The organism is Helcococcus massiliensis (genome assembly GCF_900258485.1).
GTDB lineage: Bacteria > Bacillota > Clostridia > Tissierellales > Peptoniphilaceae > Helcococcus > Helcococcus massiliensis.
The window spans coordinates 150052-171978 of record NZ_OGVE01000001.1 but is presented as its reverse complement, the minus strand read 5'-3'; the positions used below and the strand labels follow the sequence as shown (position 1 = coordinate 171978).

Here is a 21927-nt window from a genome sequence, read left to right as displayed (position 1 = left end):
TTTAATTTTATTATAAAACATTAGTAAATATCTTGTATATGCTATAAATATTAATAATTAAAAATTAATAGAATAAGCTTTAATATGTCTATCCAAAAAACTCCAATATATCTCTATAAACCACATCCTTATCCTTTTCATTTAAGATTTCATGCTTCATGTTCGGATAAGTTTTTGAGTATACATTCTTGTATCCAAGATCACTTAAAAAGTCTAAACTGGATTTTACACCTTTTTTACCCTTGGTGATTATATCATCTTCTCCAACCATGTTATATATTACAAGATCTGGATTTTTAGTCTTATAGTCAGATTTTTTACCAAGCATTTTATTTAATTCAATCAAAGATCTTGAATAAGCAATTTTAAACTTAGAAATTCTAAGTGGATCCTTAGTTTTCTTATTAATATTTTCTGAGCTGTAACTTATAAAATCATCATCTTCAGCTCCTATAATTTTATTAATTAACCTACTCTTAGTTTTATCGCCTAAATAAAAGCAAGCAATATTTTCTAAAAATACACCTATCCAAGCAGCTTTATTAACAGGTACAGTGCCCATTATAATCAATTTATCCAGTAGTCTATCATTTTCTCTTAAAAATAATCTTGCTATCATAGAACCCATGGAGTGACCTATCATGTAATATTTTAAGTCTGGATATTTTTCTTTCATGTACTTAGCTACCATCACTTCATCATCAATCAGTTCTTGGCCACGAGCCATGTATCCGTTGGGGTAGGAGTTAGATAGAGACCTACCATGACCTCTGTGATCATCCATTATAACAATATAACCATTATCGTTTAGGAATTTAGCAAAGTCCATATAATTTCCCGAATGTTCTGCTACACCATGCACTATCTGTACAACCCCTTTAGGATTATCACAAGTAAATATCCTTACAAAAAGATCAAAACCATCTGTATTGGTTAAATATATTTCTTCATAATTTTTTTCACTATAAACTGTTGAATGCTTGTAAAACTTACTAGCCATGTTTAATGACTTGTATTGTCTTTCCTTAATACAATAATAAATCTGTGGAATAAGCAAAATTAATAAAATAATATATAATATGTACACAAGAAACTCCTTAAAAATTTTAATTCATTATGTTATAGAAATACCCGTAAAAAGGATAAATAAGCATAGATTATCTAAAATAAAAAAAAGATGACTCAAAGTCATCTTTCATGGTGTGGCATAAAGGATTCGAACCCTCGACCTTCTGGTCCGTAGCCAGACGCTCTATCCAGCTGAGCTAATGACACATATAATATTAAATTAATTAAAAATACAAATACATTTTTGTGACGCTCTTTATGACCTAACTTAGTGAACGAAGTGAACTATAGTAGGTCAAATGCAAGGTTTGTCCAAATCTATGATTTGGGCACAAACTACTGCAATCCAGCTGAGCTAATGACACATGTAATATTAAATTAGTTAGCAATCCAGCTGAGATAATGACACCAATAAATAAAATAAAAGCATCAATCTGCATTGATGCTTCTTTGTGGAGCGGATGAGGAGATTCGAACTCCCGACCCTCGCCTTGGCAAGGCGATGCTCTACCACTGAGCCACATCCGCATATTGGTAGCGGTAGACAGACTTGAACTGCCGACACCACGGGTATGAACCGTGTGCTCTAGCCAGCTGAGCTATACCGCCGTAATTAGCAACATTCTTATATTAGCACTTTAAAAATAAAATGTCAAATCATATTTAAATAAAATCTTTATAAGTATTTTTTAGTATTCAAACTTAAATGTTATAATTATAAAAAAGGAGGCAGGAATGTTTTTAAAAGAAGAATTACTATTAAAATTTAGAGAACGTGCACCAAAATATGACAAAGAAAATACTTTTTCATATGAAGATTATGAAGATTTGAAAAAAGCGGGTTATTTATCAGCCCAAGTTCCAAAAGAATATGGTGGAGCAGGACTTTCACTTAAAGAAATAGCCCATGAACAAACCAGATTGGCTATGTATGCACCAGGTACCGCCTTAGGTATCAACATGCACCAAATAATAGTTGGACTTGCTAACTATATGGTTAGAAAAGGAAATGATAAGGGTGTTCAAATCTTAAAAGATGCAGCTGCAGGCAAACTATTATCATTCGGTATTTCAGAACCAGCAAATGACAGAGTCTTGTTTGGATCTATAACTGACGCTGCTAAACAAGAAGATGGTTCATATATATTTAACGGTCCTAAAGTATTTATATCAATGTCAGGCGAAGCCGATAAATTTGTCATATATGGAAATGATTCAGCAGATGAAGAAAATCCAAAATCAGTTTTTGCCTATGTAGATAATAATGAAGACACAGTTATTATCGATAGAAATTGGGATACACTAGGTATGAGAGCAACCCAATCTTACAATTTAGAATTAAAAGATTTAAAAGCAAGTAATGATGAAATCTTAACAATCATTAATCCTATGGAAGTAAGTGACCCAGTATTATTAGGTATTTTTGCTAATTTTGAAATATTACTTGCTGCTACATACCATGGTATTGGTAAGAGAGCCCTAGAAGTAGGAATTGAAACTGTAAAGAAGAGAAAATCAATTGCCAATAATACGACCTATAGCAATGACCCTCTTATAAGAGAAAGAGTTGCTAAGGCTGCCTTAATGTTAAATACTATCCAACCACAAATCGATAGGATAGCAGATGACTTTACAAATGATGTAGATTATGGAAAATGGTTGTTGCCAAGCCTATCAGCTATAAAAAACTATGCAACAGAAACATCCTATAAGGTTGTTGAAGAAATGGTAAGGGCTTCAGGTGGATCTTCATACAGCAACAACAAAGAATTATCAAGACTATATAGGGATGTCTTAGCAGGACTATTCCAACCATCTGATATGGAATCTCTAAAAAATTCTTGGGCTAATACAATATTCGGGCCAATAGAAAAATAAATAATGATGGTAAGTGACGTTAATCACAGTAAAAGTATCTAGTAAGATTTATAATTGAGTTAAATCATTAACAAAAAGGGGGCTCCAATGAAAGATAAAATTATTTTAATAGGTGATGGTGCAGTAGGATCATCATATGCTTTTGCCTTAACCTTAATGGGAATAGGTAGAGAATTAGGTATCATAGATGTAAACTTTAATAAGGCTGAAGGTGACGCGATGGACCTATCAGACGCTTTATCATTTACTGCACCAAAGTCAATATATGCAGCAAACTATGAAGATTGTAAAGATGCTACAATTGTTGCAATCACAGCAGGTTTACCTCAAAAAGAAGGTGAAACTAGATTACAACTAGTAGATAAAAATGTAAAAATTATTAAAGATATAGTTGAAAGAGTTGTAAGCACAGGATTTAACGGAATATTTTTAATAGCTTCAAATCCAGTTGATATTATGACCTATGCTACATGGAAGTTTTCAGGATTTAATGCAAATAGAGTAATCGGTACTGGTACTGCTCTAGACTCTTCAAGATTCAGAAAAGAAATTGCTGAAGTTGCAAATGTAGACCCAAGATCAGTTCAAGCTTATATCTTAGGTGAACATGGTGATAGTGAATTCCCACTATGGTCACATGCTAACATTGGTGGCGTTCCTATAGATGAATATGTAAGATTAAACTATATCAATGAACATGACTTACTAAATACTTTTGAAAATGTAAGAGATGCTGCTTATAAAATAATTGATAGAAAGGGAGCAACATTCTACGGAATAGCAGCAGCTATGGCTAAAATAACTCAAGCTATTCTAAATGATGAAAACTCTATATATTCAGTTTCAGCTTACCTAAGAGGGGAATTTGGACATGACGATATTTACATCGGAGTTCCTGCAATTATCAACTCAAATGGTATAAGAAAAGTATTAGAAATACCTTTAACAGATACTGAACAAGAAAGAATGGATGAATCTGTAAAAACAATAAAAGAGATAACTAAAAAATCATTAAAATAGTAAAAATAGAAAACTCTACTGAAAAAAAAGTAGAGTTTTTTATTTATTAAAAATTTTTAATTATAGGATTTTTCAAAATAAAAAATTTAATTTTTTGTGAAAATAAAATATCAACTTTAACAGTGTTATTTATAAGCTTTTAAAAAAAATATGAAAAAATATACTCATAAAGAACATTTGTTTTGTATAGATATTGTAACTATTTTGTAGTATACTTTGTAAAGTAAATTCAGAAAGGAGATGGTATGCAAGGATTAGAAAAAAATATCGACTTTGAAAAAAGTTTAGAATATCAATTCTTATATAATGACGATCCTGACTCTATTTTCTTGCTACTATCTTGGCTTGAAAATAACAATTTGGGTGACAGCTTAGTTCCTAAATACACTGTGACAAAAGCTTTACTTACTGGATTGAGAAGATCTATAAGAGGTAGGAAAGATAAGAAGACTATTGTTGATGCTATCAATAAATTAGTAGCTGATGATTTAAGTAGAATGGAGTTGGCATTTACTATAAAAGCTTATAGAAATGCGTATTATTCAACCCAATTAGTAGATCAATTGGAAAGAATAGCTTTGAGAAGATACACTCCAAGCAAATTAACTAAAATGAAATGTTTATTCCATGATACTGACAACTCTGAGGTCTTAGCTTTCAAAACAAAAATTGAAGAAGAGTTAAGAAAAAACAAGATTGAGTTGGAAAATGAATATCATTGCAACTACTTCTTAGATAAAAATATTAAACATAAATTCTTTAGAGTCAACTTCCATATGGATAAACAAGTTGTTCTAGGTTATCCAAATACTGATATTTTAACATTAGAAGGTGATAACCTAACTATAAATGAAATAAAACACTTATATTCTAAGTCGAAATTTTACATAAATAGACAATTAAAGATTGCTTACTTCAACCAATTCTGGTATGCCTTAAACGATACAGTTCTAAGCAGGTATAAATGATAATTTTAGGTATAGACCCTGGAATTGCTATTGTAGGATATGGTATAATAGAAAAGATAGGAAGTAAGATTAATCTATTAGAATATGGAAGTATACAAACAGATGCAAATACCAGTACTCCATTAAGACTTGAAATTATATTTAATGAGCTTAACGGCATAATTAAAGAGTTTAAACCAGATGAAGTAGCCTATGAGAAACTATTCCATCAGAAAAACTCCAAGACAGTTATAGACGTTAGTCAAGCTAGGGGAGTTGAAGTCCTAGCGGCTCAAGTTAACAATTTAGATATTTTTGAATATACACCTTTACAAGTCAAAACTGCCATTACAGGATATGGTAGAGCCTCAAAAAACCAAGTTCAAGAAGGCGTAAAGAGATTATTAAATCTTACTACAATTCCTAAACCTGATGACGCAGCTGATGCATTGGCTATAGCTATTTGCCATAGCTTTTCAGGTAAGTTTAGAGATTTATATAAGATGGAGTAAAGATGTTTTCATATATTATTGGACAAGTAAAAGACTTAAAAGAAGACTACATAGTTTTAGAGAATAATAATATAGGCTATAAGATTTATATGCCAGCAAAAGACATTTCTACATTGATCAAAAATGAGATGCATACAATATATACAGAATTTATTGTGAGAGAAGATTCTGTTACTTTGTATGGTTTCATATCCATTGATGATTTAGAAATGTTTTTAAGTTTAAATACAGTTTCAGGTATAGGACCTAAAGCTGCCCTTGCTATCTTGTCATCCATGTCAGTCCATGAATTACAAGTTGCAATTATATCAAATGATATAAATACCATTACTAAGGCTCCTGGAGTAGGTAAAAAAACTGCTTCTCGTCTGATATTAGAATTAACTGATAAGATTGATGCAGAAAAAGTACTTGCCATGAATCCAGAAGCAGATACTAGGGAAAGTACATTTGGCAAAAACGAAGATTATGATGTCGCTATTGAGGGACTTATCGGACTTGGTTATAGCAAACAAGATGCTGAACAGGCCCTTAAAGGCATAGATTTAGAAGGTATGGACTTGTCAACTATAGTTAAAACTGCACTTAAGAGGTTATCATAATGTCAGAAAATAGGATAGTTGGTTCCAATATAATTTCTGAAGAAGAAAAAAATGAATACAGCCTAAGACCTAGGTGGTTAAATGAATATATTGGACAAGAAAAAGTAAAAGAAAAACTGAAAATTTTTACAAAAGCAGCCAAGCAAAGGAACGATTCCTTAGACCACGTGCTTTTACAGGGACCTCCGGGCCTAGGTAAAACTACCTTATCCCATATCATTGCAAATGAATTAGGTGTAAATATAAAAATTACATCGGGTCCTGCCATTACTAGAGCTGGAGACCTAGCATCTATTTTGACAAATTTAGAGGCTAATGATGTTTTATTCATAGATGAAATTCACAGGTTGAATAAGTCTGTTGAAGAAGTTTTATATTCTGCAATGGAAGACTTTGCTCTAGATATTATTGTAGGAAAGGGACCTGCAGCACAAAGTTTGAGGATTGATTTAGAACGCTTCACTCTGATAGGTGCAACTACAAAAGCAGGTATGCTATCTTCACCTTTAAGGGATAGGTTTGGAGTCTTGTTAGAATTAGACCTATATGGGGAAGAAGATTTATCCCACATTGTTACCAGATCAGCAGATATTTTAGAGGTAGCAATTGATCCAGAAGCAGCACTTGAAATAGGAAGAAGGTCTAGGGGAACACCTCGTATAGCAAATAGACTATTAAAAAGAGTAAGGGATTATGCTCAAATCAAAGGTGATGGAAATATAGATATAAACTTAGCTAAAGATGCTTTAGAATTTTTAGATGTAGATGACAAAGGTTTAGACCAATTAGATAAGAAAATAGTACAAATAATTGCAGAAAACTTTTCCGGTGGTCCAGTAGGATTAGATACAATAGCAGCCGCCACTGGTAATGAATCAATTACCATAGAAGAAGTTTATGAGCCTTATTTATTACAAATAGGATTTTTAAATAGGACTCCGAGAGGAAGAGTTTTAAGCAAAAAAGCCTATGACCATTATGGTCTAGACTATAAAAAGGATAATTAATGAATACAAAAGATTTTGATTTTGAATTAGATGAATCTTTTATCGCTCAGCATCCTGAAGATAAAAGATCCGAATCCAAGCTAATGGTATTAAATAGAAAAGATAATACCATAGAACACAAGAAATTTTACAATATAATAGACTATTTAAATCCAGGAGATGTTTTAGTAGTTAACGACTCCAAGGTTATACCAGCTCGTTTATTTGGCCATAGACCAGATAGGGAAGAAGAACTAGAAGTATTTTTATTAAATAATACTGAAGGTAAAAAGTGGGAATGCCTTGTTAAACCAGGTAGGAAAATGAAACTTGGTACAAAAGTTATCTTTTCAGATAAATTATCTGGTACAGTTGTTGATATAACTGAAGAAGGCCATAGGATATTTGACATGGAGTATGAGGGAATCTTCAATGAAATCTTAGAAGAAGTAGGGAAAATGCCTCTTCCTCCATATATTACAGAAAGGCTAGAAGATAGTTCCAAATATCAAACAGTTTATGCTAAATATGATGGTTCAGTAGCTGCTCCAACAGCAGGTCTACATTTTACTGAAGAGTTGTTAGAAAAGATCAAAGAAAAAGGTGTGAAAGTAGCCCATGTTACCTTGCATGTTGGCTTAGGTACTTTCAAACCGGTTAGCGATGATAAGATTGAAGACCACAAAATGCATAGTGAATACTATATCTTAAATAAAGAAAACGCAGATATTATAAATCAAGCTAAAAGATCAGGTCATAAGGTTATAGCAGTAGGTACAACTTCTATAAGAACCTTAGAAAGTATAGCTAAAAAACTAGGACACCTAGAAGCAGATTCTGGTTTTACTGAAATATTCATATATCCAGGTTTTAAGTTTGAAGTAGTTGATTCTTTAATAACCAATTTCCACCTACCAAAATCAACCTTGATCATGCTAATAAGTGCCTTATATGATAGAGAAAAAATACTAAATGCATATGAAGTTGCCAAAGAAAACCATTATAGGTTCTTTAGTTTTGGTGATGCGATGTTTATAAATTAGGAGTAATATGGGAGCTTTAGAATTTGAATTAATAAAAAAAGATAATAAGTCCAATGCAAGAGTTGGTAAAATTACAACTCCACATGGTGAAATCAATACACCTATATTTATGCCTGTTGGTACAAGGGCTACTGTAAAAACAATGACAGTAGAAGAACTTAAAGAATTAGGTGCTGAAATTATTTTAGGAAACACCTACCACTTATTTTTAAGACCTGGTGACGAACTAGTTGCAAAGGCAGGTGGCCTACACAAGTTCATGAATTGGGATAGACCAATACTTACTGACAGTGGTGGATTCCAAGTCTTTTCTTTAGGACATATAAATAAAATCGAAGAAGAAGGGGTGACCTTCAAATCACATTATGACGGTTCTTATCAATTTATATCACCAGAGATTTCAATGAAAATTCAACAAAATCTAGGTGCTGATATAATGATGGCTTTTGACGAATGTGTCTATCCTGAAGCTACTAAAGAATATGTGGCTGAATCTTTAGAAATGACTTTAAGATGGTTGGATAGGTGTATAAAGGCTCATACAAATGAAAACCAAGCCTTATTTGCTATTATCCAAGGAGGACTATTTAAAGATCTAAGGACAAAATCAGTTCAAGAAACCCTTAAGAGGGACAAGGATATTGATGGTTATGCCATAGGTGGTTTAAGTGTTGGTGAAACAAGAGAAGAAATGATTGAATTGTTAAGACATACAACACCACAGTTACCAGAGCATAAACCTAGATACAACATGGGTGTTGGTACACCTGACTACTTATTTGAATCAGTAGAAGCCGGTATTGACATGGCTGACTGTGTACTACCTACTAGAATAGCTAGAAATGGTGCAGCTATGACATCAGAAGGTCAACTAAATATAAGAAATGCTAAATATAAAGAAGATTTTACACCAGTTGACCACGAATGTGACTGCTACACATGTAAAAACTATACAAGGGCCTATGTAAGGCACTTAATAAATGTTAATGAAGTCTTAGGTATGAGATTGTTAAGTTATCACAACCTATACTTCTTAACTCATTTGATGGAAAAAATTAGAGAATCAATCATGGAAGATAGGTTCCTAGAATTTAAACACGAATTTTATGTAAAATACGGTTATAGTAAGGAGGACTAATTATGTTACTAGCCAATGCAGCTGGATCACCAGCACAATTGTTATCACCATTATTAATGTTTGCATTAGTAGGTGGATTTTTCTATTTTATGTTAATCAGACCACAAAAGAAACAAAGCCAAGAATTCCAAAAAACTTTAGAAAATCTAAAATTAGGTGACCATGTAGTTACAAGAGGTGGAATTAAAGGTGAAGTTGTAGAATTGGCAAATGATTCATTTGTTATAGAATCAGCTGATTCTTCAAGAATAGAATTATTAAAACAAGCCTTATCTTATATTGAATCTGATCCATCATCTAATCCACATTTAGCAAAAACTCCAGTAGGAAATCTGGATTATGGTAATGATGAAAGATTTATAAATAAATTAGATGAATTAAAAACAAAAAATACTACTACAGAAGACTATGATATTTTATTAGTTGACATATTTGAATATGTTGTTGTCGAAGACGCAGCAGATTTTGATTCAATCAGTTCAAAATTCAGACTACCTGAAGATAGAACTGAAAAAATAATGGGTCAATTAGAAGATCTAGGTATTATTAGTAAAGACTTATTGACTGCTAAGAGAGAAATCCTAATAGACCCTAGATAAGATAGGATAAAAAATGAAAAGTTTTTACTTTTCATTTTTTTTATAAGGAAGATAAATGGAAAAATGGTTTATATTAAATAATTATGAAACTTACAAAAAAATAGCTACAGACAATAATTTTACGGACCTACAAAAGAGGATTTTAGCTAATAGAGAATTAACAAGTGAATCTGAAAAGAAAGCAATATTCTCAAATTCACTTGAAGACTTATATAGTCCTTTTGACCTAAAAAATATGAAAAAAGCCATAGAAATATTTATGGAGTCCATAAGGCAAAGAAAAAAAATTCTGATTGTTGGTGACTATGACCAGGACGGAGTTGCCGCTACAGTTATTCTTTACAAGGCTATAAAGCTTTTTTATCAAGATGTTGACTATGCTATTCCTGACAGGATAGAGGATGGATATGGATTAAATAATTCTATAGTTGAAAAAGCTAAAGAAGATGGATATGAATTGATTATTACTTGTGACAATGGTATAGCAGCCTTTGAAGCAGTTAAGTTTGCCAAAGAGCTTGGTATGACAGTTATAGTAACTGACCACCATGAGCCTGCAAAAAAAGATGGAAAAGACTTATTGGTGGAAGCTGATGCAATTATAAATCCACACTTACAAGATGACGAATCTAGATTTAAAGAAATATGTGGTGCAAGTGTAGCCTTCAAGTTTGTTTTAGGACTTACTGAAATGTATGGTCATAGTTTGGGCATAGATAGAAATTGTATTTACAAGCTTTCGCAATTTGCTGCCCTAGGTACTATCAGCGATATGATGCCCTTGGTAGACGAAAATAGGATACTTGTAAGACATGGCCTAGAACTTCTATCTAAAAGAGAAAATTTAGGTGTAAAAACTTTATTAGAAGAATTACAATGGGACAAGGACGTAAGTGTATATACAGTTGGATTTTTGATAGGCCCAAGTGTAAATTCCTCTGGAAGACTTTACACTGCAAGACTCGGTGTAGAATTATTCATAGATAGTGATATAAATAATGTTAAAGAATATGCTAAAACTTTAGTTGAATTAAACAACGAAAGAAAACAGTTAACAAATGAAGCTATAGATATTGCTAACAAGAGAATTGAAGATGAAAAATTATATAATAATGATATAATTGTATTATATGAAAAATCTATACATGAGAGCATTTGTGGCCTAGTAGCAGGTAGGATTAAAGATAGATACAATAGACCTACAATAATATTAACATCATCAAGCAAAGATGATATAATCAAAGGATCAGGAAGGTCTATACCATCCTATAATATGTTTGAAGAGTTAAATGAAATTAGGGACATATTTGAAGCCTTTGGTGGCCATGCTATGGCATGTGGTTTAAGTATAGATCCGTTAAAATTAGATAAGTTTTCTAGATTATTAAATGAAAAGTCTAAGTTAAAGAAAGAAGACTTCATAAAAGAAGTAAATATTGATGATCTATTGACTTTTAATATGATCAATAGAAATATGATAAAGGAAATAGACCAGCTAAGACCTTTTGGTCTAGGCTTTGCTGAACCAATATTTGCAAGTAGAAATGTAGAAGTAATGGATGCTAAAATATTGGGACAAAATAGAAATGTTTTGAAATTAATTCTAAGAGACAAAAATAATAGTTTAGAAGCTATAGCCTTTAATTTAGAAAGCTTATATGAAAAATTCGAAGATAAATATAATTTTACAAGTAAAGAAGACTTACTATTATTAAAAAACAAAAATGTAGACATAGTCTATAAAATAACTATAAATGAATTTATGGGACAATCCAATATTCAGCTAAATATAGTTACAATGAGGTAATATGTTAGACAAATTAATTGAAGCGGTAAAAAAATATAATAAAAATGCTGATGTGGCTTTAATAACAAAGGCTTATAAACTTGCGGAAGAAAAGCACAAGGGACAAGTGCGTAATTCTGGTGAAGCTTATATAGTCCATCCTCTTGCAGTAGCTATGATTTTAGCCCAGTTAGAAATGGATGATGAGACAATTTGTGCAGGATTAATGCACGATGTCTTAGAAGATACTGATTATAGCAAAGAAGAAATGGTAAATGAGTTTGGTAGGGAAATCACAGAATTAGTTGATGGAGTTACCAAGCTTAAAAATCTTCAATATAAGTCAAAAGAAGAAGCTCAAATAGAAAGTATCCGTAAGATGGTCTTAGCTATGGCAAATGATATAAGAGTTATTATTATCAAACTTGCTGACCGCCTACACAATATGAGGACCTTAGAGTACAAAAATAGGGAGAAGCAAATTTCTACAGCCAAAGAAACTCTTGAAATATATGTACCTATAGCTCATAGACTAGGTATTAACTCAGTTAAGTGGGAATTAGAAGATCTTTGTCTAAGATATATAGATCCCGTTTCTTACTACAGTGTTGCCCAACAGATAGATACAAAGAGATCTGAAAGAGAACACCAAATTGAAAAAATTATTCAGATCTTATCTGACGAATTGAAAAAGATACATATAGACTTTACCATTACTGGTAGACCAAAAGGTATATATAGTATTTGGAATAAGATGAAAAAACAAGATACAAGTATAGATAATATATTTGACTTGATTGCAGTTAGGGTTATAGTAAAAGAAATATCTGAATGTTATGCTGTATTAGGTATTGTTCACAATCTTTGGAAGCCAATACCAGGCAGATTTAAGGACTATATAGCCATGCCAAAGCCAAACTTTTACCAATCACTTCATACCACAGTTATAGGTGAAAAGGGACAGGTTTTTGAAGTTCAAATAAGAACTGAAGAAATGCACAAAAACGCTGAGTTTGGTATTGCCAACCACTGGCAATATAAGGAAGGTAAAAAGAAAGCTTCAAACTTTGACAATAGATTAAATTGGATTAGACAACTTATAGAATGGGGTAAGGACACTTCAGCTTATGAATTTATGGATTCCTTTAAGGGAGACCTATTTAATGATGAGGTTTATGTATTTACACCAAATGGAGATGTGGTTGACCTAGCTAAAGGTGCAACACCTATAGACTTTGCCTACAGGGTTCACTCAGAAGTTGGGAATACAACTGTTGGAGCCAAGGTAAATGGTAAGATAGTTTCTTTAGACTATAAGTTAAAAACAGGAGATATTGTAAATATACTTACTTCAAAAAATTCATCCGGACCAAACCTAGACTGGTTAGAATTTGTAGTATCTTCAAATGCTAAAAACAAGATAAAGGCATATTTTAAGAAGCAATCTAGAGAAAATAATATTGAAAATGGTAAAGAATTATTAGAAAATAATCTTAAAGCAAAAGAGTATGACTTAAAGGTTATCCTATCAAATGAATTTTTAGACTACCTACTTGACAAGTACAATAATTCATCAATGGACAATATCTATGCAGCTATTGGTAGTGGTTCTACAAATGTTGAAACCATAGCAAGAATCTTAGAGAAAAAATATGATGAAAAATATGGAGAAAAAGAAGACCAGTCAAATCTTATAAATAAGACTGATAGCAATACTTCTTCAAACTTAAGTGAAGGTATTATAATTGACGATTTAACCAATCTTGATATTAAATTTGCTAAATGTTGTTCACCTGTACCAGGTGATCCGGTAATTGGTTATATTACAACAGGTAGAGGAATTACAGTTCATAGGAAAAATTGTGTAAATGTAAGAAACTTAACCAACAAAGATAGATTTATAAAGGTTCAGTGGAATATAAATACAGAATCAGAATTCCCAATAGTTATAAATATTATCAGTTTAGATAGGCCAGGTTACCTAGCTGATTTGACCAAAGAACTATCAAAAAATGGATACAACATCACATCCATTCGTTCTAAAATCAATGCTGATGGAACCATACTTATCCAATTAAGTATCAAGGTTAAATCTAACAATGAAAGTGAAACAATTTTTAGAAGTGTTAAGAAGATAGACGGTACATTAAACGTATTTAGGGAGTAGTTTTGAGAGCATTAGTACAAAGAGTAAAAAAAGTTGACTTATCTGTAGATGGAGAATTATATTCAAAAATTAACCAAGGCTTACTTGTATTTTTAGGTGTATCCAACGAAGATGACACAAGTGATATTGATTATCTAATCAGAAAAATTACAGGTTTACGTATTTTTTCAGATGAAGACGATAAGATGAATTTATCTGTCAAAGATATAGATGGTGAAATAATGCTTGTTTCACAATTTACCTTATACGGTGATGTAAGAAAAGGCTTTAGGCCATCCTTTACCCAATCAGCAAATGGAGAAAAGGCCAATGACTTATACTTAGAATTTGTGGAAAGATTAAAAAATGAATTTCCAAAAGTACAAACTGGTAAGTTTGCTGCTGACATGCAAATATCATTGATTAATGATGGGCCTGTAACCATACAATTAGACTCAAAGAAAGAATACTAGGAGTTAAAATGAAATTGAAGTTGTTAAAAGATGGCAACAATCCAATGAATACAAATTCATATCTAATCTATGATGAAGAAAGTAAAAATGCTTGGATAATAGATGCATCTAGCGAAAGTAAATTATTTATTGATACAATTGAAAAATTAGGTCTTAAGGTAAATTACTTATTACTTACACATGGACACTGGGACCATATAATTTCAGCCGACTTTTGGAGAAAAAATTATAAGGCTAAGATAGTGGCTCATGAAAAGTGTAAAGATTACTTAACAAATCCCATGCTTAATTTAAGCGGTCTTTACTCTGATATAGATGAATTAAATTTAGATGCTGACATTTATCTGAAAGGTGATCATGGTAAGTTTGAAATATTTGAATACTACCATACACCTGGCCATTCTTATGACCATCTAATTTATAAACTTGGAAATGAACTCGTATTTTCTGGTGATTTAGTTTTTCAACATTCAGTTGGTAGGACTGATTTACCAGGTTCAAATCCTAAAGATTTGATAAATTCTATTAGAAATATATTTTATAAAAATTGTGATGACCAAGCTATTATTTTACCAGGACATGGTAACAATTCCCAGGTAAAAGAAGAAAAAATAAACAATCCATATGTACCATTAGAGGAGTAAAAATGAAAAGAACAAACTATTGTGGACAATTAAATTTGGACAATTTAAATGAAGAAGTAACCTTAAAAGGTTGGGTGCAAAAAACTAGAGACTTAGGACCACTTTTATTTGTAGACTTAAGAGATAAAACAGGAATTAGCCAATTAGTTTTTAAAAAAGATGACAATGAAGACTTATATTTAAGGTCTAAAGAATTAAAATCAGAATATGTTATAGGAATCACTGGTAAAGTTTCAGAAAGAGAATCTAAAAATCCAGATATCCCAACAGGTGACATAGAAGTTATAGTAAGTGAATTAAAAGTTTACGATAAGGCTCAAACTCCACCAATTTATATAAAAGATGGGGACAATGCATCAGAAGATTTAAGATTAAAATATAGGTATTTAGACTTAAGAAAACATTCTATGCAAGAAACCTTAAAAATGAGGGCTGAAATTGTTAAGGCCTTTAGAGATTTCTTATATGAAAATGACTTTGTTGAAGTTGAAACTCCATTTTTAATGAAGCCAACACCTGAAGGAGCTAGGGACTACGTAGTACCTTCAAGAGTACACCCTGGATCATTTTACGCCTTACCTCAGTCACCACAATTATACAAGCAATTGTTAATGATTGGTGGTCTTGATAGGTATTACCAAGTTGCTAAATGCTTTAGAGATGAAGATTTAAGAGCAAATAGACAACCAGAATTTACCCAAGTTGACTTAGAAATGTCCTTTGTAGACGAAGAAGATGTAATAGAAATCAATGAAAAACTTATCCAATATATATTCAAAAAAGTAAAAAACATTGACCTTCAATTACCATTCCCAAGATTAACCTACAAGGAAGCTATGGAAAGATTTGGTTCTGACAAACCTGATTTAAGATATGGATTTGAAATCCAAGATATTTCAGACTTAGAAGCAGCAATTGAATTTAATCTATTCAATGATGCTGTTGCTGAAGGTAAAAAGATTAAAGCTATCAACTTCAATGGTTTAAGTAGTGAATATTCAAGAAAACAAATTGATAAATTAACTAAGGAAGTTAAGGGAATCGGAGCTTCAGGACTATTATGGTTTAGGTATGAAGATGGTGAAATAAAATCTTCAATTAATAAATTCTTAAATCCAGATTTCAATGAAAAATTAATTGAAAGATTGAAATTGGAAGAAAATGACCTTGCCTTAGTAATAATCGATAAAGAAGACAAGGCTCTTGACTATATGGGTAGCTTAAGAGTAATGGTAGCAAATGACCATGTTGAATTCAAAGATGACGAATATGCTATCACGTGGATAAATGAATTCCCAATGTTTGAATACAACGAAGAAGAAGATAGGTATGTTGCAAAACACCATCCATTCACACATCCTGTAGATGAAGATATTGAGCTATTGGAAAGTGAGCCTGAAAAAGTAAGGGCAAAAGCTTACGATATAGTTATCAATGGTGATGAGATGGGTGGAGGATCAATAAGGATCAACAATTCAGACCTTCAACAAAGACTATTTAAGGCTTTGAAATTAAGTGAAGAAGACATAGAAAGAAAATTTGGATTCTTTGTAGAAGCTCTAAAATATGGTACACCTCCACATGGTGGTTTAGCCTTTGGTCTTGATAGGTTTGTAATGACCCTATTAAATAAGACAAATATTAAAGATGTTATAGCCTTCCCTAAAACACAATCAGCTACAGACTTGATGTCTCAAGCTCCAACCAAGGTGGAAGAAGCTCAACTAGAAGAATTAGGATTAGAATTTAGAGATTAAAAAATAAGGAGCAAATATGAAATATCTGAAGCAATTTGATAATGATTTATACCAAATGATTGAAAAAGAAAAAAATAGGCAAGAAAATAATATAGAGCTGATTGCTTCAGAAAACTTTGTTTCTCCTGCAATTCTTGAAGCTGCTGGTTCTATCTTAACCAACAAGTATGCAGAAGGATATCCAAATAGGAGATACTATGGTGGTTGTGAGTATATTGACGAAATAGAAAGTCTAGCCATAGAAAGAGCTAAAAAACTTTATGGTAGTGAACATGCAAATGTCCAAGCCCATAGTGGTTCATCTGCAAACCTTGCAGCTTACATGGCCTTACTAGAACCGGGTGACAAAGTTTTAAGTATGTCCCTCAGTGAAGGTGGACACCTAACTCACGGGTCACCAGTTTCATTTTCTGGTAAATTATATAACTTTATCCACTATAGTTTAGATCCAGAAACAGAGCTTATTGACTATGATAAGCTAAGAGAATTAGCTATTAAAGAGAAACCAAAAATGATATTAGCAGGAGCTTCTGCTTATCCAAGGAAAATAGACTTTAGCAAATTTAGAGAAATCTGTGATGAGGTTGGAGCTATATTTATGGTTGATATGGCTCATATTGCAGGTTTGGTAGCTGCAGGACTTCACCAAAGTCCAGTACCATATGCTGATGTAGTTACATCTACTAGTCACAAGACTTTGAGAGGACCAAGGGGGGCCTTTATCTTATCTACAGAAAAGTATGCCAAGGCTATTGATAAATCAATCTTTCCAGGTAGCCAGGGTGGACCTTTAGAACACATCATAGCAGCAAAGGCTGTTGCCTTTAAAGAAGCTATGTCTGATGAGTTCAAAGATTACCAAAATCAAGTTATAAAAAATGCCAAGGCTATGGAAAAGACATTCACCAAAAATGGTATAAGATTAGTATCTGGTGGTACAGACAACCATTTATTATTGCTTGACTTAACTAGCACAGCCTACACAGGTAAGGAAGCTGAAGCTATGTTAGATGAAGTGCATATAACAGTAAATAAAAATACCATTCCAAACGATAAAAAAGGACCTGTTGTAACATCAGGTATTAGAATAGGTACACCTGCAATGACAAGTAGGGGCTTAAAAGAAGATGACATGTCTTATGTAGCCCAATTAATTGCAGACTTGTTACTTGATAAAGATAGTAAAGAAAATATTAGTAAAAAAGTAAAGGAATTGACATCTAGATTCCCTTTATATAAGGAGTAAAAATGGCTAAACCAATAGTAAGTATAATAGGAAGACCCAATGTTGGGAAGTCGACTTTATTTAATAAATTAGTTGGTAAGAGATTATCCATTACAGAAGATACCCCTGGTATAACAAGGGATAGGCTATATAGCGAAGTAGAATGGCAAAATAATCACTTTACCCTAGTTGATACAGGTGGATTAGAGTTAGATGATAGTGGTGATTTCAATAAAGATATTGAAAACCAAGCTAACTTAGCTATCGATTCCTCAGACCTTATCATCCTTTTAGTTGATGGTAGAGCAGGAATTACAAGTTTAGATGAGCTTATAGCTGAAAAGTTAAGAAAGTCTGGAAGAGAAATAATGGTAGTTGTAAACAAGATTGAACAAAGAGAAACACCTCTTTCAGTTTATGACTTCTACACTCTTGGATTTGAAGAACTGCATATAATTTCTGCTGAACAAGGCTATGGCCTAGGAGATCTATTAGACGCTATAGTTGAAAAATTCCCAAATAGAGATATGGATAAAGATGATGATGATAGACTTAAGATTGCTGTTATAGGTAAGCCAAATGTCGGTAAATCATCCTTTGTAAATATGTTAATAGGTGAAGAAAGATCTATAGTTTCTAATATACCTGGTACAACAAGAGATCCTATAGACAGTGATTTTGAAAGAAATAGAAATAAATATACCTTTATAGATACAGCTGGACTTAGAAGACAAAGGTCTGTTGATTCAAGGGTAGAAAGATTTTCAGCTATCAGGACATATAACGCTATAGATTCTGCAGATATGGTTTTATTCTTCATAGATGCAGAAGAAGGTGTAACTGAACAAGATACAAAAATTATCGGTTATGCCCATGATAATAGAAAAGCTTCCATTATTGTTGTAAATAAGTGGGACCTTATTGAAAAGTCTACCAACACTATGAGAGACTTTGAACATGAAATAAGAAATAAAATAACTTTCGCATCTTATGCACCAATAGCCTTTATATCAGTAAAGGATGAAGCAAGGATTGATAAGTTGTTTGAATTAATTGACCAAGTAGATGAAAATTATAGCTTTAGGATAAAAACAGGTAGCTTAAATACCATTTTAAGAGATGCCATGTTGTTAAATCCACCAAAGAGTAAAAAAGGTAAGGTCTTGAAAATTTACTATATGACACAAGTTACAACAAGACCACCTAAGTTTATAATCTATGTAAATGATGAAGAATTAATGCATTTTTCATACTTAAGATTTATTGAAAATAAATTAAGAGAAAATTATTCATTCAGGGGTGTTCCATTGACCTTTGAAGTAAGAAGTAGGAGATTCGATGTTTAATTTGAACAGTATACTTATATTTCTACTAGCATATTTGATAGGATCTATTTCAGGATCCATGTTTGTAAGTAAAACTTTTTTCAAAGAAGATATTAGGGAAAAGGGAAGTGGCAATGCTGGTACAACAAATACCTTTAGGGCCTATGGATTAAAATATTCATTAATTTCATTAGTTATAGACTTTGCTAAGGGATACTTAGCGGTCTTTATTGCAAACTACCTAGCCACAAACTACTTTGTTTCAATACGAGACTACGCCAAATACATAGCTGGTGTGGCCGTAATAATTGGCCATGTATGGCCTATATATCATGGTTTTAAAGGTGGTAAGGGCATGGCAACATCCTTTGGAGTAAACCTGTATTTCTCCCCAATTGTTTTCTTGATACAAATTGCTGAGTTAGTTGCTATAAATCTACTATTCAAAATAATGTCACTGACATCAATTATTATAACTTTAACTGTACTAGTATATGTTGGCTTCCAAGGAAACACAGCTTGGTTTATAATGACCTTGATAAATTCAATTATCATTATATATAGCCACAGAAGTAATATAATAAGACTTATAAATAATGAAGAAAATACTATAAGCAGATTGGAAGAATAATATGAGAATAACTGTATTAGGTGGAGGTAGCTGGGGAACAGCTATATCCCAAGAGCTTTCAAAAAAATATGATATAGACCTATATGTAAGAAATGAAAAGACTATTGAGTCAATCAACAATGACCATAGAAATGACAGGTACTTGTCAGAATATGTCTTAAATCCAAATATAAAGGCTAGTTCTGACATAGAAAGTTTACTTAAAAATAAATATATTATAAATGCTATTCCAACTCAAGCTATTAGAAAAATGCTTGAAAAAAAACATGACTACTTTAATGATGATTCAGTAATTATAAACCTATCAAAGGGGATTGAAGTTTCTACAAATAAGAGAATCTCTGAAATATTTGCAGAGTTTTTACCTAAGGTAAAATTTGTAAGTTTGTCAGGTCCATCCCATGCTGAAGAAGTTATAAAATCTGTACCTACATCCTTAGTATGCGCAAGTTTAGACCATAACTTATCATGTGAAATCCAAGACTTGCTAAATAGTGAAACCCTAAGGATCTATACCAATGATGATTTAATAGGTACTGAATATGGTGGAGCTGTTAAAAATGTTTTAGCTATCGGAGCAGGTATCTTAGATGGTGTTGAATTCGGAGACAATTCAAAGGCCGCTATTTTAACCAGAGGTATCCATGAAATGACAAGATTTTGCGTAGCCATGGGCGGGCAAAGAAATACCCTTTATGGGCTTGCAGGACTTGGAGACTTGATGGTTACAGCAAATTCTAAACATTCTAGAAATAGAAAGGCTGGAGAGCTTATTGGCCAAGGCCACACTATAGACTCTTTAGAAAATGATATAGGAATGGTTGTTGAAGGTATACCAACAGCTAAGGCCCTATATAATATTTCGAGAGAAAAACATATTTACATGCCAATCACCAATGTTATTTACAAGATCCTATATGAAAATATGGACTTCAACAAGGCGATAAAAGAATTGATGACTAAAGAGACAAAATCGGAATTTGAACTTTAATATGAAAAAGCGAAGAAATAATAATAATAAATACTTTTTAATTGGAGGGATAATAGCACTTATAGTAATAATTATTCTTGCCATTAATGTATTAGATAATAAAATTAAAGAAGATAACCTATACAACATAGGAAATCCAGAAGATAAATCCAGACATATTGACCTTGCTTCTGTTTTAGTCTTTGATGAATATGTCTTAGAAAATTTTTCTGATGTAGATATTTCTTTAGATGCAAACAAGCTATATAGGTCACAAAGTGTCATCCAAGGATCAACTTTTTCCGAAGCCTATGCTGAAGCTGAAAAGCTTAAAGAAATAGCTGACAAGACTGAATTTACATCAAGTAATCTAGATAAGACTAGTTTTAACTTATTAAAGAAAGATATATTTGAAAACAACTACAATAAGCTAAAATTATCATATTTTTCCAATCCAAATATGGATAAAGAATTATATGATAAGGGTAAGGCGTATTTAGAAAGTTATTTAAACAATAAGGCGATAAAAACTGTAGGTTCAGGATATTTATTAAACTACTACGATGGATATGAGTCACTATTATCTACGGATATTAATGATATAAATTGGGACTTTTTAAAAGATTCTGAAGTAAATAATAGTGAAAAGATAAAGGGACTAAAATATATAAATAATGAAAATTATTATATATATTCCTATTTGGAGGATATCAATTTACTTGATAAATCAAAGCTAAAGGATAGTAAATTAAAAATTGATGACCTAGAAGTACAAGGAAGTTTTGAAAGTATCACAAATATTGATGATGGTTTTATCATTAAATTTAAATTGATAGATGAAATTGAAAAATTATATGATAAAAGATTTGTAAATGTGCAAATGGAAACATCCAACAAGGAATTATATAAAATTCCTAAAAAAGCTTTAGTGCATATGGGTGACTATACTGGCTTATATTATGTAAGTAATAGGAAGGTATACTTTGCACCGGTAAAAGTTTTTGACGAAGATGACGAATTCCTATATGTAAGTTCAAATTTTAATGTCATATTTCCTAGAAAATTAAATAATGAAGACTTACAATTTAACAAGTTAGAATCTTTTTCAAAGGTTATATTAAATCCTCAGGATTACAAAGAAGGCGACTATTATTAAAAAATTAGTAATTATTAATTA

The 21927-nt window shown here is 31.8% G+C and carries 20 protein-coding genes and 3 tRNA genes; 19 read left to right on the top strand and 4 right to left on the bottom strand.

The annotated features are described in order from the left end of the window. Positions 1-88 precede the first annotated feature (88 nt). From C4Q29_RS00815 to C4Q29_RS00800, 4 genes are all read right to left on the bottom strand, one after another. Entirely contained in the window at positions 89-1087 is a 999-nt protein-coding gene (locus C4Q29_RS00815; RefSeq protein WP_234994000.1) for an alpha/beta fold hydrolase, read from the bottom strand. A 111-nt stretch (positions 1088-1198) separates the two neighbouring features. After that, a tRNA-Arg gene (locus tag C4Q29_RS00810) sits at positions 1199-1275 on the bottom strand. A gap of 246 nt (positions 1276-1521) precedes the next feature. After that, positions 1522-1596: transfer RNA gene (locus C4Q29_RS00805), tRNA-Gly, on the bottom strand. A 4-nt stretch (positions 1597-1600) separates the two neighbouring features. Beyond that, positions 1601-1677: transfer RNA gene (locus tag C4Q29_RS00800), tRNA-Met, on the bottom strand. A gap of 126 nt (positions 1678-1803) precedes the next feature. Between C4Q29_RS00800 and C4Q29_RS00795 the strand changes: the two genes are divergently transcribed. The 19 genes from C4Q29_RS00795 (at position 1804) to C4Q29_RS00705 (ending at position 21906) form a co-directional block, all read left to right on the top strand. Continuing rightward, a complete protein-coding gene (locus tag C4Q29_RS00795) occupies positions 1804-2946 on the top strand; it encodes an acyl-CoA dehydrogenase family protein (protein ID WP_103980925.1) in 1143 nt (380 codons plus the stop codon). 87 nt (positions 2947-3033) lie between these two features. After that, positions 3034-3966, top strand: coding sequence for an L-lactate dehydrogenase (locus tag C4Q29_RS00790; protein ID WP_103980924.1), 933 nt, complete (start codon positions 3034-3036; stop codon positions 3964-3966). 245 nt (positions 3967-4211) lie between these two features. Continuing rightward, the gene (locus C4Q29_RS00785) at positions 4212-4934 is read left to right on the top strand and encodes a hypothetical protein (RefSeq protein ID WP_103980923.1); all 723 of its coding nucleotides are present in this window, start codon (positions 4212-4214) and stop codon (positions 4932-4934) included. Beyond that, the gene (gene ruvC, locus C4Q29_RS00780; RefSeq protein ID WP_103980922.1) at positions 4931-5425 is read left to right on the top strand and encodes a crossover junction endodeoxyribonuclease RuvC; all 495 of its coding nucleotides are present in this window, start codon (positions 4931-4933) and stop codon (positions 5423-5425) included. The genes C4Q29_RS00785 and ruvC overlap by 4 nt, the downstream gene beginning before the upstream one ends. A 2-nt stretch (positions 5426-5427) precedes the next feature. After that, a complete protein-coding gene (gene ruvA / locus C4Q29_RS00775; protein ID WP_103980921.1) occupies positions 5428-6027 on the top strand; it encodes a Holliday junction branch migration protein RuvA in 600 nt (199 codons plus the stop codon). Next, complete coding sequence (ruvB, locus tag C4Q29_RS00770; protein ID WP_200813094.1) at positions 6027-7034, top strand: Holliday junction branch migration DNA helicase RuvB; 1008 nt, start codon at positions 6027-6029, stop codon at positions 7032-7034. The genes ruvA and ruvB overlap by 1 nt, the downstream gene beginning before the upstream one ends. Continuing rightward, positions 7034-8056 carry a tRNA preQ1(34) S-adenosylmethionine ribosyltransferase-isomerase QueA gene (gene queA, locus C4Q29_RS00765; protein WP_103980919.1) on the top strand — a complete coding sequence of 341 codons (1023 nt, stop codon included), beginning with the start codon at positions 7034-7036 and terminating at the stop codon, positions 8054-8056. The genes ruvB and queA overlap by 1 nt, the downstream gene beginning before the upstream one ends. Before the next feature lie 7 nt (positions 8057-8063). Continuing rightward, positions 8064-9194 (top strand): tRNA guanosine(34) transglycosylase Tgt, encoded by a 1131-nt coding sequence (gene tgt / locus C4Q29_RS00760; protein ID WP_103980918.1) that lies wholly within the window; start codon positions 8064-8066, stop codon positions 9192-9194. Positions 9195-9196: 2 nt separating this feature from the next. Further along, on the top strand, positions 9197-9793 hold the full coding sequence (yajC, locus tag C4Q29_RS00755) for a preprotein translocase subunit YajC (protein ID WP_103980917.1): 597 nt from the start codon (positions 9197-9199) through the stop codon (positions 9791-9793). A gap of 55 nt (positions 9794-9848) precedes the next feature. Then, positions 9849-11600 (top strand): single-stranded-DNA-specific exonuclease RecJ, encoded by a 1752-nt coding sequence (recJ, locus tag C4Q29_RS00750; RefSeq protein ID WP_103980916.1) that lies wholly within the window; start codon positions 9849-9851, stop codon positions 11598-11600. A gap of 1 nt (position 11601) precedes the next feature. Further along, entirely contained in the window at positions 11602-13746 is a 2145-nt protein-coding gene (locus C4Q29_RS00745; RefSeq protein ID WP_103980915.1) for a RelA/SpoT family protein, read from the top strand. Positions 13747-13748: 2 nt separating this feature from the next. After that, the gene (gene dtd / locus C4Q29_RS00740; protein ID WP_103980914.1) at positions 13749-14198 is read left to right on the top strand and encodes a D-aminoacyl-tRNA deacylase; all 450 of its coding nucleotides are present in this window, start codon (positions 13749-13751) and stop codon (positions 14196-14198) included. Positions 14199-14206: 8 nt separating this feature from the next. Next, positions 14207-14842, top strand: a complete 636-nt coding sequence (locus C4Q29_RS00735; RefSeq protein WP_103980913.1) for an MBL fold metallo-hydrolase — start codon at positions 14207-14209, stop codon at positions 14840-14842. A 2-nt stretch (positions 14843-14844) separates the two neighbouring features. Further along, positions 14845-16599, top strand: coding sequence for an aspartate--tRNA ligase (gene aspS / locus C4Q29_RS00730; protein WP_103980912.1), 1755 nt, complete (start codon positions 14845-14847; stop codon positions 16597-16599). A 16-nt stretch (positions 16600-16615) separates the two neighbouring features. Further along, positions 16616-17845, top strand: a complete 1230-nt coding sequence (gene glyA, locus C4Q29_RS00725; RefSeq protein ID WP_103980911.1) for a serine hydroxymethyltransferase — start codon at positions 16616-16618, stop codon at positions 17843-17845. Positions 17846-17847: 2 nt separating this feature from the next. After that, complete coding sequence (gene der / locus C4Q29_RS00720) at positions 17848-19170, top strand: ribosome biogenesis GTPase Der (protein WP_103980910.1); 1323 nt, start codon at positions 17848-17850, stop codon at positions 19168-19170. Continuing rightward, positions 19163-19780, top strand: a complete 618-nt coding sequence (gene plsY / locus C4Q29_RS00715) for a glycerol-3-phosphate 1-O-acyltransferase PlsY (RefSeq protein ID WP_103980909.1) — start codon at positions 19163-19165, stop codon at positions 19778-19780. Before der ends, plsY begins: the two co-directional genes overlap by 8 nt. A gap of 1 nt (position 19781) precedes the next feature. Continuing rightward, complete coding sequence (locus tag C4Q29_RS00710; protein ID WP_103980908.1) at positions 19782-20771, top strand: NAD(P)H-dependent glycerol-3-phosphate dehydrogenase; 990 nt, start codon at positions 19782-19784, stop codon at positions 20769-20771. 1 nt (position 20772) lies between these two features. Next, the gene (locus C4Q29_RS00705) at positions 20773-21906 is read left to right on the top strand and encodes a biotin/lipoyl attachment domain-containing protein (protein ID WP_103980907.1); all 1134 of its coding nucleotides are present in this window, start codon (positions 20773-20775) and stop codon (positions 21904-21906) included. Positions 21907-21927 lie beyond the last annotated feature (21 nt).